This is a genomic window from Roseobacter sp. CCS2, from assembly GCF_000169435.1.
Classification (GTDB): Bacteria; Pseudomonadota; Alphaproteobacteria; order Rhodobacterales; family Rhodobacteraceae; genus Yoonia.
The window spans coordinates 75,486-88,976 of record NZ_AAYB01000001.1 but is presented as its reverse complement, the minus strand read 5'-3'; the positions used below and the strand labels follow the sequence as shown (position 1 = coordinate 88,976).

General features: G+C 55.3%; 15 protein-coding genes and 1 pseudogene. 14 read left to right on the top strand and 2 right to left on the bottom strand.

Annotated elements, in window-relative coordinates:
- The first annotated feature begins 102 nt into the window (after window positions 1–102).
- The 3 genes from RCCS2_RS00495 to RCCS2_RS00485 are packed head-to-tail and all read left to right on the top strand — an operon-like array spanning window position 103 to window position 2,364.
- Complete coding sequence (locus RCCS2_RS00495; protein ID WP_008230489.1) at window positions 103–543, top strand: PaaI family thioesterase; 441 nt, start codon at window positions 103–105, stop codon at window positions 541–543.
- On the top strand, window positions 540–1,034 hold the full coding sequence (locus RCCS2_RS00490; protein ID WP_008230488.1) for a PaaI family thioesterase: 495 nt from the start codon (window positions 540–542) through the stop codon (window positions 1,032–1,034). The genes RCCS2_RS00495 and RCCS2_RS00490 overlap by 4 nt, the downstream gene beginning before the upstream one ends.
- Window positions 1,027–2,364 (top strand): MATE family efflux transporter, encoded by a 1,338-nt coding sequence (locus RCCS2_RS00485; RefSeq protein ID WP_008230485.1) that lies wholly within the window; start codon window positions 1,027–1,029, stop codon window positions 2,362–2,364. The genes RCCS2_RS00490 and RCCS2_RS00485 overlap by 8 nt, the downstream gene beginning before the upstream one ends.
- Here RCCS2_RS00485 and RCCS2_RS00480 read toward each other — a convergent pair.
- Both RCCS2_RS00480 and RCCS2_RS00475 read right to left on the bottom strand, forming a co-directional pair.
- Window positions 2,341–3,393 carry a quinone-dependent dihydroorotate dehydrogenase gene (locus tag RCCS2_RS00480; protein ID WP_008230482.1) on the bottom strand — a complete coding sequence of 351 codons (1,053 nt, stop codon included), beginning with the start codon at window positions 3,391–3,393 and terminating at the stop codon, window positions 2,341–2,343. The two genes, RCCS2_RS00485 and RCCS2_RS00480, sit on opposite strands and share 24 nt — an antisense overlap.
- Window positions 3,390–3,722 (bottom strand): DUF952 domain-containing protein, encoded by a 333-nt coding sequence (locus RCCS2_RS00475; protein WP_008230481.1) that lies wholly within the window; start codon window positions 3,720–3,722, stop codon window positions 3,390–3,392. The genes RCCS2_RS00480 and RCCS2_RS00475 overlap by 4 nt, the downstream gene beginning before the upstream one ends.
- A 154-nt stretch (window positions 3,723–3,876) precedes the next feature.
- Here RCCS2_RS00475 and RCCS2_RS00470 point away from each other — a divergent pair, with 154 nt between their 5' ends.
- The 11 genes and pseudogenes from RCCS2_RS00470 (at window position 3,877) to RCCS2_RS18625 (ending at window position 13,317) form a co-directional block, all read left to right on the top strand.
- Window positions 3,877–5,439 carry a bifunctional metallophosphatase/5'-nucleotidase gene (locus RCCS2_RS00470; protein ID WP_008230480.1) on the top strand — a complete coding sequence of 521 codons (1,563 nt, stop codon included), beginning with the start codon at window positions 3,877–3,879 and terminating at the stop codon, window positions 5,437–5,439.
- A gap of 390 nt (window positions 5,440–5,829) precedes the next feature.
- Window positions 5,830–7,566: an ABC transporter substrate-binding protein gene (locus tag RCCS2_RS00465; RefSeq protein WP_008230478.1), complete on the top strand. Its 1,737-nt coding sequence runs from the start codon at window positions 5,830–5,832 to the stop codon at window positions 7,564–7,566.
- A gap of 88 nt (window positions 7,567–7,654) precedes the next feature.
- A complete protein-coding gene (locus RCCS2_RS00460) occupies window positions 7,655–8,728 on the top strand; it encodes an ABC transporter ATP-binding protein (RefSeq protein ID WP_008230477.1) in 1,074 nt (357 codons plus the stop codon).
- Window positions 8,728–9,804, top strand: a complete 1,077-nt coding sequence (locus RCCS2_RS00455) for an ABC transporter ATP-binding protein (RefSeq protein ID WP_008230476.1) — start codon at window positions 8,728–8,730, stop codon at window positions 9,802–9,804. Before RCCS2_RS00460 ends, RCCS2_RS00455 begins: the two co-directional genes overlap by 1 nt.
- Window positions 9,801–10,664 carry a carbohydrate ABC transporter permease gene (locus RCCS2_RS00450; RefSeq protein WP_008230475.1) on the top strand — a complete coding sequence of 288 codons (864 nt, stop codon included), beginning with the start codon at window positions 9,801–9,803 and terminating at the stop codon, window positions 10,662–10,664. The genes RCCS2_RS00455 and RCCS2_RS00450 overlap by 4 nt, the downstream gene beginning before the upstream one ends.
- On the top strand, window positions 10,661–11,458 hold the full coding sequence (locus RCCS2_RS00445; protein ID WP_008230474.1) for a carbohydrate ABC transporter permease: 798 nt from the start codon (window positions 10,661–10,663) through the stop codon (window positions 11,456–11,458). The genes RCCS2_RS00450 and RCCS2_RS00445 overlap by 4 nt, the downstream gene beginning before the upstream one ends.
- Before the next feature lies 1 nt (window position 11,459).
- Complete coding sequence (locus RCCS2_RS00440) at window positions 11,460–11,738, top strand: DUF2160 domain-containing protein (protein WP_008230473.1); 279 nt, start codon at window positions 11,460–11,462, stop codon at window positions 11,736–11,738.
- A gap of 82 nt (window positions 11,739–11,820) precedes the next feature.
- Window positions 11,821–12,216 carry a BlaI/MecI/CopY family transcriptional regulator gene (locus tag RCCS2_RS00435; RefSeq protein ID WP_008230472.1) on the top strand — a complete coding sequence of 132 codons (396 nt, stop codon included), beginning with the start codon at window positions 11,821–11,823 and terminating at the stop codon, window positions 12,214–12,216.
- 94 nt (window positions 12,217–12,310) lie between these two features.
- Entirely contained in the window at window positions 12,311–12,850 is a 540-nt protein-coding gene (locus RCCS2_RS18490) for a hypothetical protein (protein WP_198006994.1), read from the top strand.
- Window positions 12,760–12,975 (top strand): annotated as a pseudogene (locus tag RCCS2_RS18825) (M56 family metallopeptidase); the annotation flags it as partial. The gene RCCS2_RS18490 and the pseudogene RCCS2_RS18825, both read left to right, overlap by 91 nt.
- 54 nt (window positions 12,976–13,029) lie before the next feature.
- A complete protein-coding gene (locus RCCS2_RS18625; protein ID WP_232204211.1) occupies window positions 13,030–13,317 on the top strand; it encodes a hypothetical protein in 288 nt (95 codons plus the stop codon).
- Window positions 13,318–13,491 lie beyond the last annotated feature (174 nt).

Here is a 13,491-nt window from a genome sequence, read left to right as displayed (position 1 = left end):
AAGGTATTGGGGCAACTGCCTGATGCATCACAATGCGATGACAGTGGTGGCCAATCGTATCAATCAGGGATACGCAATTGAAAATGCCGATCAGGAGAACGCATGTCTGACGTACAAAAGACCCGCCGTGATATGCTGGCGCGCCAGTTCATCGAAGCGATCCCCTATTCAAAAGAGCTTGGGATGGAGCTGACCGAAATTGCAGATGGCAAGGCGGTGATCGGAATGGACTATGACACGCGCATTATCGGTGATCCTGAAACGGGGGTTATTCATGGCGGTGCAGTGTCTGCATTGATGGACACTTGCGCAGGTGCCGCCGTGATGGCGCATCCGGCGGCAGCGATTGCGACGGCGACCCTTGATCTGCGCATTGATTATATGCGCCCGGCCACACCCGGTGATCGTATTACCGCGACAGCGGAATGTTACCATGTCACTCGCTCTGTGGCGTTTGTGCGTGCAACAGCCGTTGATGCGGACCCGTCGCGCCCTGTTGCAACGGCAACAGGTGCCTTCACTATTGAAAGGGCCAAGACATGAGCCGCCGGCCCGAACCCGTTCAGATCGTCAAACAGCGCCGTGATGTGACATTGCAAAAACTGGTTGAGGGCGTGCCGTTTGTGCAGTTTCTGGGTATTCAGATTGATCGCAGGGGGGATGAGTTGACGGCGGTTCTGCCATACGCAGACAAACTGATCGGCAATCCGATGTTGCCAGCCCTTCATGGTGGCGTCACCGCAGCGTTTCTAGAGGTTACCGCGATTATCGAACTTAGCTGGCAGATGATCTGGGAAGACATGGAGGCAGGAAAGTTCAGTGAGGACGCGCCAAAGGTTGCACTACCCAAGACGATCGACTTTTCCGTTGATTACCTGCGGTCCGGTCTGCCGCGTGACGCCTATGCGCGTGCCCGTGTAAACCGTTCTGGCCGCCGTTACGCCTCTGTCCATGTGGAAACGTGGCAGGATAACCGCAGCCGCCTTTTTGCCTCTGCCACCGGACATTTCCTGATGCCTCAGCGTGATGGCTGATGCCCTGACCCACCGCCGTGTGCTGGCGATTGCCTTGCCAATCGTGTTGTCCAACGCGACAGTCCCGATCCTTGGTGTGGTGGATACGGCCGTCGTTGGGCAGTTGGGCGAAGCAGCCCCGATTGGTGCCGTTGGTATCGGCGCAATCATCCTCTCTGCGGTCTATTGGATATTTGGTTTCCTGCGCATGGGCACAACCGGCCTGACATCACAGGCCTCTGGGGCCGGGGATGTGGACGAGGTTGATGCGCTGCTGTCACGAGCTTTGCTGATCGGGATTTCGGCTGGGCTGTTTATGATCGTGGCCCAAGTCGCGATCTTTCAGGGGGCATTCTGGGTGTCCCCGGCCAGCGCCGAGGTTGAAGGGTTGGCGCGCGACTATATGACGATCCGCATCTGGTCGGCGCCCGCGACTATCGCGCTTTATGGGATCACCGGCTGGTTGATTGCACAGGAACGCACACGGGCGGTTCTGGTCATACAAGTCGGCATGAATGGTGCGAATATCGCGCTGAGTTTCATCCTGGGGCTTAAACTGGGTTGGGGCATCGAAGGCGTGGCATGGGCCACGTTCATCGCAGAGTGGGGCGGTTTGGTGCTGGGCCTTTGGTTGTGCCGCAGTGTATTTGGCAGGGCGGCTTGGCTGTCGACGGCGCGCGTCTTTGATGTGGTGCGCCTGAAACACATGGCGTTGGTGAACACAGATATCCTGATCCGTTCCGTTCTGTTGCAGGCGATCTTTGTCAGCTTCCTGTTCTACGGGTCCGACTTTGGCGATGTGCAACTGGCGGCAAATCAAATCCTGATGCAGTTTTTGCAGGTCACGGCTTACGCCTTGGATGGTTTTGCCTTCGCGGCTGAAGCACTGGTTGGCCAAGCACTGGGCGCGCGGGCGCGGGCGGCGTTACGGCGTAGCGCTGTGCTCAGCAGCCTGTGGGGCGCAATTATCTGTGTGGTGTTGGCGCTGTGCTTTGCGTTGTTTGGTGGTCAGATCATCGACATCATGACAACCGCGCCTGATGTGCGCGAAACAGCCCGCGTTTACCTGCCTTATATGGTGGCGGCACCTATTGTTGGCGTTGCGGCCTGGATGTTGGACGGGATATTCATTGGCGCAACCCGTACCAAGGACATGCGCAACATGATGATCGTCTCGACGGTGATCTATTTCGTGACGGTGATCCCGCTGATGGCGATGTTCCAAAACCATGGGCTTTGGATCGGGCTTTTGTTGAACTTCATTGTGCGCGGGGTCACGCTGGGTTGGAAGTATCCGGCACTTGAAGCAGAAGCTGACAAGCTGTCGTCACGTCCAGTCGCTACGGCCTGATCCAACGGCGTCTGCGACATTGGCAAAGCCGTCACGTTTCAGCAGGGCATCAAGGCCCTGTGCGATCTCGCGCGCTAGGGACATGCCGCCATAGACCAGTGCTGTGTAAAGCTGAACCGCTGACGCACCCGCACGAATTTTCTGATACGCTTGGTCCGCGCTGCCCACACCACCAACCCCGATAATCGGCAGTGTTGTGTGCCCTGCAAGCTGTGTCAGTACGCGCGTTGATTTTTCAAACAAAGGCTGGCCCGAAAGACCACCCATTTCGGCCTGATGCGGCCCATGCAGACCTTCGCGGTCCAGAGTGGTGTTCGTCGCGATGATTGCATCAATGCCAGAGGCATCCGCAACCTCGGCGACTTCGCCAATCTCTGCCTCCGTCAGGTCAGGGGCGATTTTCAGGAAAACCGGGATTGGCCTGGCTAGGGCCGCGCGCGCATCCATCACACCGGTGAGCAGGGCAGCCAAAGCGGCCTTGCCCTGAAGGTCGCGCAGTTTTTCTGTGTTGGGTGAGGATACATTGACAGTTGCAAAATCAACGACAGGACCACAGCGCGTCAGGACAGTGGCAAAATCCATCGCTTTATCCGTGCTGTCCTTATTCGCGCCAAGGTTCAGGCCGATAACGGCACCGTCTGGGCGCTGTGCGAGCCGGTCCGCAATCGCGTCCATCCCGTTATTATTGAACCCGAACCGATTGATTGCGGCCTGATCTTGCGCCAGTCGAAACAAACGCGGCTTTGGATTGCCGGGCTGCGCGCGTGGTGTGGCGGCCCCGACTTCAAGAAAACCAAATCCGGTTTTGGACAACGCGCTGAGTGCCGTCGCGTTCTTATCAAAACCCGCGGCCAGTCCGACCGGGTTGGGCAAATGCAGCCCTGCGATCTGTGTGCGCAAGCGGTCGGATGTGACGGGACCGCTGCGTGGACCCAACCCGGCGTTCAGCGCCTTGAGTGCCAAACCATGGGATGTTTCGGGATCAATCCTGCGCAACGCAGCAAGGCCAATTTTCTCAAGTGTGTTCATGACAATTCAGGAAATTGATGGACGCCGCCGACAAACGGCATCGGCTTTGACCATACCACATCATCCATCCGCAGCTTGCGATAAAGATGTGGAAACAAAACGTCCTCGCGCGCAGGTTCCCACTTCAGTGGCTCTAATCCGTCGGTTTCAACGGCCAGCAGAACCAACCCTTCGATACCGGCAAAGTACTTGGCCGCTGTTTCGGCCACAGTTTCGGCTGTTGAAAAATGGATATAGCCATCGGCCACATCAATCGGCGCACCAACAGTTTCGCCGTCTGTTTGAAAGGTGGTCCACTCTTCGGCCCGAAAAATTTTGTAAATCAGCATGTATGCGTCATGGCCTGTGCGTAAAAAATCGTCAAGCGCAGGCTTTCTATGTCGTGCCGTAGCTGCGGGTCACAGGTTGACCAAGGATAACGTTTGACTCTCTTAAATCGCCTAGCCAAGCTGATGGCATTCCAACCTTGGGGGACCTAATCCAATGATTTTACGTTTGATGACGACGACCTGTGCGCTGGCCATGACGGCAAGTGTGGCAGCTGCTGACTATACACTGCATATCATCCACACCAACGACCTGCACAGCCGGATCGAGCCGATCAACCGCTTTGATTCGACCTGTAATGCCGAAGACAACGCTGCTGGCGAATGCTTTGGCGGCATCGCCCGGGTGATCACAAAGATCAATGAACTGCGCGAGGAACTGGCCGGTGAGAATGTCGTTCTGCTGGACGCAGGCGATCAGTATCAGGGCAGCCTGATGTACACGACATACAAAGGCGATGTCGAAGCCGAGTTTATGGAACAGATCGGCTATGACGTGATGGCCGTGGGCAACCACGAATTCGACGATGGCGATGAAGGCCTGCGCAAGCTGACGGATGCGGTGTCTTTCCCAGTGATCTCGGGCAACATCGATGTGTCCAGTTCGAACATCCTTGCCGGACAGGTCGAAAACCATGTCGTGCTGGACGTGGGCGGTGAGCGTATCGGCATCATCTCTGCTTTGGCGGCAGACACGGTTGAAACCTCCAGCCCATCAGATGCGGTGATCTTTACCGAAGAAACTGAAAGCCTTGCTGCTGATGTGGCCGCACTGGAAGCGGAAGGTGTCACAAAGATTATCGCGCTTACCCACGTGGGCGTGCCAAAGGATACAGCGATTGCGGAACAAGTGGCGGGCGTTGACGCGATTGTTGGCGGTCACTCTCACACGCTGTTTTCCAATACCGAAGAAGATGCGATGGCGTATCCGACAATGGTAAATGGTGTGCCTGTGGTGCAGGCTTATGCGTATTCAAAATACGTTGGCCATCTGACATTAGTCTTTGACGATGCGGGTAATGTGACATCCGCGACCGGTGACACCATCCTGCTGGACGCCAGCATTGCCGAAGACGAAGCGACTGTCGCGCGTGTGGCTGAACTTGCAGGTCCCATCGAAGAGATGAAGACACGCGTTGTTGCGGATACTGTCGAAGCGATTGAGGGGGACCGGACAGTTTGCCGTGCAATGGAGTGCCCGATGGGGAACCTTGTGGCTGACGCGATGCTGGACCGGGTGAAGGACCAGGGTATTCAGATTGCCATTCAAAATGGTGGCGGTCTGCGGTCATCTATTGACGCAGGCGAAATTACCATGGGCGAGGTCCTGACTGTACTGCCTTTCCAGAATACCCTGTCGACCTTTGAAGTTACTGGCGAGGCGATTGTGGCCGCGCTTGAAAATGGCGTCGGCCAGATCGAAGAAGGCGCTGGGCGCTTCCCGCAGGTGGCGGGCATGTCCTTTAGTGTTGATGCGTCAGCCGAGCCTGGATCCCGGGTATCTGATGTGATGGTCGGCGGCGAAGCAATCGACACTGCTGCAACTTACGGTGTTGTTTCCAACAACTACGTCCGCAACGGTGGTGACGGGTACAGCATGTTTGAAGATGCAATGAACGCCTATGACTTCGGTCCAGACTTGGCTGATGTCACGGCAGAGTACATTGCGCAAAATGCGCCTTATCAGCCCTATACTGACGGCCGCATCACAATGAAGTAAACCTGAACTGGTTATCGTAGAACGCGCCGTAGGATCCCCTGCGGCGCGTTTTTTGTGGTTGGTAGGGCCGGTGTCCTTGCGGGCAAGGCACGGTGGATGGCCACCCATCACCGCCATGCTGAAACCGATAGCGGCTTTGCGGTGAAAATTGCCAATGACGTTTTGGCCGCAATGGGCGGGTCTTCATTGCAATCTCTTGGTCATGAAGGGTGATCAAAGAACGTTCGTGTCGAAAATGCGTTGGCTTCCCACATAAAAAATATAATTATTTCAATAATTTAATATGCATCTTTTTTCCTACTAAAATATTAGTTTGACAGATCGAAACTTCGGCGTTCACAATAACGTGTCGGCAAAACCGGCACAAAACATCTCAAGGGAGGAGAAAAGATGCGCAAGTATCTGCTCTCCGCGGTTGCAGTGTCTGCTGTGATTGCGGGGTCCAATAGCGCTTTGGCTGACGAAGCCGCAGCACAGCGCTGGATTGATCAAGAATTCCAGCCATCAACATTGTCAAAAGACGAACAGATGGCTGAAATGCAGTGGTTCATTGAAGCCGCACAACCCTATGCTGGTATGGAAATCAACGTTCTGTCCGAAGGCATTCCAACACATTCCTACGAAAGCGACGTCCTGACCAAGGCGTTCGAGGAAATCACCGGCATCAAGGTGAACCACCAGATTCTGGGCGAGGGCGAGGTTGTGCAGGCCGTGCAAACCCAAATGCAGACCGGTCGGAACCTTTACGATGCTTATGTGAATGACAGTGACTTGATTGGCACACACTCGCGCCTGCAGCTGGCCCGCAACCTGACCGACTTTATGGCAGGTGAAGGTGCGGCGGTGACGAACCCAGGTTTGGACCTTGCCGATTTCATGGGCATTCAATTTACGACGGGCCCCGATGGTGATCTCTACCAGTTGCCCGACCAGCAGTTTGCGAACCTGTACTGGTTCCGCAAAGACTGGTTCGACGATCCTGACCTGCAAGCGCAGTTCGAGGCCAAATATGGCTATCCGCTAGGCGTTCCGGTCAACTGGTCAGCTTACGAGGATATCGCCGAGTTCTTTAGCAATGACGTGCAGGAAATCGACGGCGTCCGCATTTACGGCCATATGGATTATGGCAAGCGTGCGCCTGATCTTGGTTGGCGGATGACCGACGCTTGGTTGTCGATGGCCGGTGCCGGTTCGGTGGGTGAGCCAAATGGTGTGCCGATCGACGAATGGGGCATCCGCATGGAAGCAGGCACCTGCAATCCTGTTGGTGCATCCGTGACACGCGGTGGTGCGGCTAACGGTCCGGCCGCGGTCTATGCGATCCGCAAATGGGACGAATGGTTGCGGGCTTATGCGCCACCGGGTGCTGCAAGCTATGACTTCTATCAGTCGCTGCCTGCGTTGGCCCAAGGCAACGTAGCCCAGCAAATCTTCTGGTACACAGCTTTTACCGCCGACATGGTCGCCCCGCAGTCAGCGGGCAACAATACGGTCGATGCTGACGGCAACCCACTGTGGCGCATGGCCCCATCCCCGCATGGGCCATATTGGGAAGAAGGCCAGAAGGTCGGCTATCAGGACGTGGGATCATGGACGATCCTGAATTCCACACCGCTGGATCGTGCACAGGCTGCTTGGCTTTATGCGCAGTTCGTCGTGTCCAAGACGGTTGACGTGAAAAAGTCCCATGTGGGTCTGACGTTCATTCGCGATAGCACGGTGAACCACGAATCGTTCTCTGAGCGCGCACCGCAGCTGGGTGGATTGGTAGAGTTCTACCGCTCGCCTGATCGCGTGGCATGGTCGCCAACCGGCATCAACGTACCGGATTATCCAAAGCTGGCCCAAATCTGGTGGCAGCAGATTGGTGACGTGAACTCTGGTGCGTTTACCCCGCAAGAGGCGATGGACCGTCTGGCCGAAGAAATGGACATCACTATGTCCCGGATGCAGGCCGCTGATGAAGCTGCCAATGTCTATGGTGGGTGTGGTCCACGTCTGAACGAAGAACAGACGGCGGAATACTGGTTTGCAAACGGCGGCGCCAAACCACCGCTTGAGAACGAGAAACCGCAAGGCGAAACCGTCAACTATGACGAATTGGTCGCCCGCTGGGCAACTGAGTAACCTCCCTGTCTGGCGCAATTTGCGCCGACACCGACCGGGGCCCGCCGCAGGGCCCCGGTCACTTACACTGACTTTTCAAAGTGCGCTTATGACCCTTAAAACACAGAATATTACCAAGGTCGTGAATGGGCAGACCCACATCAAGCCCACGACATTGACGCTGGAAACTGGGCATTTCAATGTGCTGCTGGGCCAGACAGGGTCAGGCAAGACGTCACTGATCAAGATGATGGCGGGGCTGGACCCGATTGCCGATGGTCAGGTGCTGATGGATGGCCAAGACGTCACCAAGCTGAGCACGCAAAAGCGTAACATTTCATTGGTGCATCAGTTCTTCGTCAATTACCCGCATATGACAGTCTACGATAACATCGCCTCGCCATTGAAGGTGGCTGGCATGGCGAAATCGGAAATCCAAGGCCGGGTCGAAGAGGCCGCAGATATCCTGCAACTGCGCCCGATGCTGCACCGCCGCCCGCATGAATTGTCTGGCGGCCAGCAACAGCGGACCGCGCTGGCGCGTGCCATTGCCAAAGAAAGCCGCGCTGTGTTTCTGGATGAGCCTTTGGCGAACCTTGATTATAAACTGCGCGAAGAACTGCGCGAACAATTGCCCGAACTTTTTGCAGGACGCGGCGCAGTGGTCGTTTATGCCACCTCTGAACCCGAAGAGGCGTTGTTGCTGGGCGGATATACTGGCCTGATGGATGATGGCCACGTTGTTCAGTTTGGGCGCACTGCCGATCTGTATCGCACGCCGGGATCATTGACTGCCGCCGCAGTATTTTCAGACCCGCCGATCAACAAAGCATCCGTGACCAAGGCTGGCGATCAGATCACAATGGGCGATGCGTCATGGACAGCCCAAGGGGCCGCACAAGGCCTGTCCGACGGTGACTATGTCGTGGCCATCCGCCCGCATCATGTGACGCCAACGCCCAGTCATAAACATACGGTGCCACTGTCCGGCAATGTGCTGGTGACCGAACTGTCCGGTTCGGAAAGCTCCGCCCATTTCCGGCTGGACGTGGGCGATTGGGTGTCACTGTCGCATGGCGTCCACCCGTATGAAGTGGGGGCGGATCACCCGTTCTATCTTGACCCATCTGCATGTTTTTACTTCGCACCCGATGGTGCGACCGTTGCGGGGGGACCTTCCTGATGGCCAAGATCACCCTGTCCAAATTGCGGCACAGCTACATGGCTAACCCCGCATCGCCTGACGATTATGCGCTGAAACAGATCGACCTTGATTGGTCGGATGGTGGTGCTTACGCGCTGCTGGGCCCTTCGGGTTGTGGCAAGTCGACCTTGCTGAACATCATTTCTGGCTTGCTTATGCCATCGGAAGGGCAGGTGCTGTTTGATGATCGTGACGTCACAGCATTCCCCCCTGATCAGCGCAATATCGCGCAGGTTTTCCAGTTTCCAGTGATCTACGACACGATGACCGTCTTTGATAATCTGGCATTCCCTTTGCGCAACCGCGGTGTGGACGAAGCCCGCGTGGCCGAACGCGTGACCGAGATTGCGACGATGCTTGAAGTGACCGATATGCTGGGCACCAAAGCGGCGGGGCTGTCGCCCGACAACAAGCAAAAGATCTCGATGGGGCGCGGTCTGGTGCGTGATGACGTCAATGTCGTGATGTTTGACGAACCGCTGACAGTGATTGACCCGCATTTGAAATGGAAACTGCGTTCCAAGCTGAAAGAGCTGCACCAGAAGCTGCGCGCAACCATGATCTATGTCACCCACGACCAGACCGAGGCGCTGACGTTTGCCGACCAAGTCGTCGTCATGCAAGACGGTGAGATCGTCCAGATCGGCACGCCGGTAGAATTGTTTGAACGTCCTGCACATACATTTGTGGGCCATTTTATTGGGTCACCGGGTATGAATGTGCTTGCCGCTGAAATGCGCGATGGCGGTGCGTTTCTGAACGGTCATCATATCGCGCTTGATGGGGCTGTCACCGCACAAGAGGGCGCGCCGCAAATTGGCATTCGTCCTGAATTTGTACAGATAAGCGACACTGGTCTGCCAGCTACCGTCCGCAAAGTTGCGGATATCGGGCGGCACAGCGTGGTCGAGGCGATGGTTGGTGATACCGCCATTAAGGCGATCACTGAAGGGACAGCGCCACAGCAGGGTGCCGCAGTGCACTTGCAATTCCAACAGAACCAAACCCGGCTCTACCGTGATGGCTGGCTGGCAACCGAAGGTAGGCCCACATGAGAACGCAGAATAACAAGGCCTGGTTCTTTGTCTTGCCGGTTTTGTTGCTGGTGGCCTTCAACGCGCTGATCCCGATGATGACGGTGGTCAATTACTCGGTGCAGGAAACCTTTGGCAACAACGTGTTTTTCTGGGAAGGGCTGCGCTGGTTTGAAGAACTGCTAAATTCTGACCGCTTCCATGCCGCCTTGGGCCGTCAGTTCCTGTTTACAGGTCTGATCCTTCTGATCGAGGTTCCGCTAGGGATCATTATCGCCCTGTCCATGCCGCGCAAAGGGCCGTGGGTACCTGTGTGTCTGGTGCTGATGGCGCTGCCGATGCTGATCCCGTGGAATGTGGTGGGGGCGATGTGGAACATCTTTACACTGCCTGACATTGGCCTGCTGGGGTATCTGATGAACACGACGCTGGGCATTGAGTATGATATGACCCAAAGCCCCTTTGCGGCATGGGCCACTATTATCACAATGGACGTTTGGCACTGGACGTCACTGGTTGTGTTGTTGTCCTATGCGGGTCTCGTTTCGATCCCCGACGCCTACTATCAGGCCGCCAAAATCGACGGTGCGTCGCCTTTCAAAGTTTTCCGCTACATCCAATTGCCCAAGATGAAGCAGGTGCTGACCATCGCGATCCTGTTGCGGTTCATGGACAGCTTCAACATCTACACAGAGGTCTTTGTGCTAACGGGTGGCGGCCCCGGCAACTCCACAACACTGCTGTCTATCGACCTTGTCAAAATCGCGCTTGGGCAGTTTGACTTGGGCCCGGCGGCGGCGATGTCGCTGATCTATTTTGCGATCACGCTGTTGGTCAGCTGGCTGTTCTACACACTTATGACGAAGGATGACGCGAAATGAAAAAGCGGTCCCTTATACCAATCCTCTATATCGCGTTTTTGATGCTGCCGATCTATTGGCTGGTGGCCATGTCATTCAAAACAACGAATGAGATATTGTCAGGTTTCAGCCTTTTTCCGCAAAGTTTTACGCTGGAAAACTACGTCACGATCTTTACTGATCCCACGTGGTACTGGGGCTATATCAATTCAATCATCTACGTGTCGCTGAATACGGTCATCTCGCTCGCGGTTGCTTTGCCAGCTGCGTATGCGTTCAGTCGTTACCGGTTTCTGGGCGACAAGACGCTGTTCTTTTGGCTGCTGACAAACCGGATGGCTCCGGCGGCCGTTTTTGCCCTGCCTTTCTTTCAATTGTATTCCGCGGTGGAGTTGTTCGACACGCATATCGCGGTGGCGCTGGCGCATTGCTTGTTCAATATTCCGCTGGCGGTGTGGATACTGGAAGGATTCATGAGCGGGGTGCCCAAGGAACTGGATGAAACGGCCTATGTTGATGGCTATTCCTTCCCCCGGTTCTTCACCACGATTTTCCTGCCTTCGATCAAGGCAGGGGTCGGGGTCGCGGCCTTTTTTTGCTTTATGTTTTCGTGGGTGGAACTTTTGCTGGCCAAGACACTTACCTCGGTTGAGGCCAAACCTATCGCCGCGACGATGACGCGAACGGCCTCATCGGCGGGATACGAGCTCGGGTTGCTGGCGGCGGCAGGTACTTTGACGATTATTCCTGGGGCAATCGTGATCTATTTTGTGCGCAACTATATCGCCAAGGGCTTTGCCCTGGGACGGGTCTGATATGTTTGGCTGGATGGCATGGACGTGGCCCACGGGGTTATTTTTCATCGGATTGTTCACTGCGATGGCGATCATTACTGTCATTGAAATCCGCTATCCCGGCACGTCTGAACGTAAGGGGGCCTTGGGACTGACCACAACGCGGGGGGACCGATTGTTCCTGTCGCTGCTAGGGGCTGCGTATATTTTTCTGGCCTGGCTGTTCTTTTTTGGCATGCCGTTATGGGGACCCTTGGCAATCAGTATTGCATGGGGTGCCTTCTGTTTCTGGAAAGTCTGACGCAAAATCGCTTGGTGGTACGAAAGTCTTAGTATCTACTCTTCACCGGGGGAGAGTAGTTCAGATGTTGATGAGGCGCGGTATGCGGCAAAAGAAGAAAAGCGAGTTTCTGACCGAGGTTGAGCTAGAGTTCATGACAGAGCTTTGGGCCTTGGGGACGGGCAGCGTGCGTGACGTGCTGGCCAGGCTCGCACCGGAACGCAACCTTGCCTATACGTCAGCGGCCACCATTCTGCGTATCATGGAACAAAAGCATTTCGTGACCAGCGAAAAGCAGGGCAAGACCTTTGTCTATAAACCCGCTTTGGCCAAGGATGCCTATCAGTCCAAGACGCTGCGCGATCTGTCGGAAAAACTATTCGATGGAACGCCAGCGTCCATGGTCGCACGGTTGGTCGATGATCAAGGTCTGTCTGAAGAAACACTCGAGGAGATACGGGCATTACTGGATAGGAGGTTGAACGATAATGACAGCTGAACACCTACTCAATGCTTATATCGATGCAAACGTAGTTCTGATCACCGTTGCCATCATATGGTTTTGCGCAAAAATGCTATTTGCCCGATCCCCCTTGCGCAAAGCTTATCAGATACAGCTACGCTTGCTTTACGGGCTGATCGCGATGGTCCTACTTTCGCCGTTCATCATCGCAGGGGCAGACGCCTTTCAGCGATGGGGTATCATCACAGCCCAGCCGGGTTTGCGTTTTTCAGACTTCCTTGTGGCGCAATACCTTGATGGAAATATCGCCTTGGCGGCCACCGAATTTGAACATCTATTGGCGTGGCGCACGGAAGTAACCTATCAGATCGCATCGCTGTCGAACTGGCTTGGCTATGTGGTTCTGGGCGGGCTTGTTGGTGGCTTCTGCGTAATCGTGGTGCGCAATGCATGTGACACATTCTATCTTATGAAAATGATCCGCAGCAGCTATGTGCTGCGCCGGGTTGGTCGTGTCGACATACGGTTTACCCACCAAACCCGTGTTCCTTTTCGACCCGGGGGGTATGGCGGCAATATGTGGTTCTGCCAACGGATTTATTGGCGCATGAAAACGACGTGCGGATTGCGGTGGCCCACGAGCTGCAGCATATTCGCCAGCATGATCTGATATGGGAAATAGCGCTTGAGCTAGTCCGCCCCTTTTTCTTTTGGAACCCGGCCTTCGCCTTTTGCAAACGCGACGTAGAACAGTTGCGGGAACTAATCTGTGACCAGCAAGTGTTACGCAAGAAAACGCATCTGGTCAGGGATTATTGCGAATGTCTGCTGCGGGTCTGCCGCACCAGCATGACCGGCGACCGGACCAATCAGATCATCACACCAAGCGTCCCTTTTGTTCAGATTGACCGCAGGCTATGCGCCAGCCACTCGGGTGGTTTTCTAAAGCGGCGGATCGTGTCTTTGCTGGACGGTGAAGTTGCAGCAGGGCGGCGGCGCATCGGCAACGCGATTATTGCGTTTTCGCTGGTCCTGGTACTTTTTGCGATTGTCGCACTCCAACCTGCCAAAGACTGGAGCCATGATCGCCTGATGCTGTCCACCATTGTTAACCTAGAACGGCTGAACACAAGGTAGGCCATTTAACGCGGATGGGGCACTGTCTTTCCAAGACTTGAGGACGGCAGTCGCCTTCGCCGCTTTATTCAATCAGTTTGACGGGCACGTTGGGGGGATGACGGCTCTGTTCTTGATAAATCTCCGATCAGGTGTATCGTCTAACTGTCACAAAACTAACGTAGTTCTTGAATC